We start from the raw sequence: 1,620 nt of genomic DNA on the forward strand, positions 1-1,620 counted from the left end.
TTCAGTCTCTCAAAACTAAACAATGCATGTTCCAACTACGACTAGAGTTGAAATAACTCCTTAGAAAGGAGGTGATCCAGCTGCACCTTCCGGTACGGCTACCTTGTTACGACTTCACCCCCCTTATCAGGCACACCTTCGGCGTCCTTAAACGACTTCTGGTGCCCCCAACTCGGGTGGTGTGACGGGCGGTGTGTACAAGGCCCGGGAACGTATTCACCGTGGCGTTCTGATCCACGATTACTAGCGACTCCAGCTTCATGCAGGCGAGTTGCAGCCTGCAATCCGAACTGAGATCTGCTTTTCAGGATTTGCTAAACCTCGCGGTATCGCAACCTTTTGTACAGACCATTGTAGCACGTGTGTAGCCCAGAACATAAGGGGCATGATGACTTGACGTCATCCCCACCTTCCTCCGCGTTTTTCCGCGGCAGTCTCCTTAGAGTCCCCACCTTGACGTGCTGGCAACTAAGGACAGGGGTTGCGCTCGTTGCGGGACTTAACCCAACATCTCACGACACGAGCTGACGACAGCCATGCACCACCTGTCTTCGTGTAATCCAAAAGATTAAACCCTGCTCTCACAGGTAGTCACGGGATGTCAAGTTCTGGTAAGGTTCTTCGCGTTGCTTCGAATTAAACCACATGCTCCGCCGCTTGTGCGGGCCCCCGTCAATTCCTTTGAGTTTCAACCTTGCGGTCGTAATCCCCAGGCGGGATACTTAATGCGTTAACTCCGGCACCGAGGGAATCGAACCCCCAACACCTAGTATCCAGCGTTTACGGCTAGGACTACCGGGGTATCTAATCCCGTTTGCTACCCTAGCTTTCGTACCTCAGCGTCAGGTATAAGATAGAAAGTTGCCTTCGCCATTGATGTTCTTCCTAATATCTACGTATTTCACCACTACACTAGGAATTCCACTTTCTTCCCTTATCCTCAAGTCCAGTAGTTTCAAAGGCAGTTCACCGATTGAGTCGGTGGATTTCACCTCTGACTTACTAGACCGCCTGCGTACCCTTTACGCCCAATGATTCCGGACAACGCTTGCCCTCTACGTATTACCGCGGCTGCTGGCACGTAGTTAGCCAGGGCTTCCTTTATAGGTACCGTCAACCCTAACTGTTATTCACAATTAAAGTATTCTTCCCTAAAGACAGAGCTTTACGATCCGAAGACCTTCTTCACTCACGCGGCGTTGCTCCGTCAGACTTTCGTCCATTGCGGAAGATTCCCCACTGCAGCCTCCCGTAGGAGTCTGGGCCGTGTCTCAGTCCCAGTGTGGCCGATCACCCTCTCAGGTCGGCTACCCATTGTTGCCTTGGTGAGCTTTTATCTCACCAACTAGCTAATGGGACGCGGGCCAATCTTTAAGTAATAGCATAAAAGCCATCTTTGCTCCGAAAGGAGATTATCCGGTATTAGCTTCCTTTTCAAGAAGTTATCCCAGTCTTAAAGGTATGTTCCCACGCGTTACTCACCCGTCCGCCGCTTTACTCACTACCCGAAGGTAGCTTTCTCGCTCGACTTGCATGTGTTAAGCACGCCGCCAGCGTTCGTCCTGAGCCAGGATCAAACTCTCAATTAAAGTTTATATAATGTAAACAATGTGTACACTG

General features: G+C 50.6%; 1 rRNA gene. It reads right to left on the reverse strand.

From position 1 onward, the window contains the following. Nucleotides 1-64: 64 nt before the first annotated feature. A 16S ribosomal RNA gene (locus MWH25_RS12735) occupies nucleotides 65-1,589 on the reverse strand. Nucleotides 1,590-1,620 lie beyond the last annotated feature (31 nt).

This window comes from Natroniella acetigena (genome assembly GCF_023227745.1).
GTDB classification, from domain to species: Bacteria; Bacillota; Halanaerobiia; order Halobacteroidales; family Halobacteroidaceae; genus Natroniella; species Natroniella acetigena.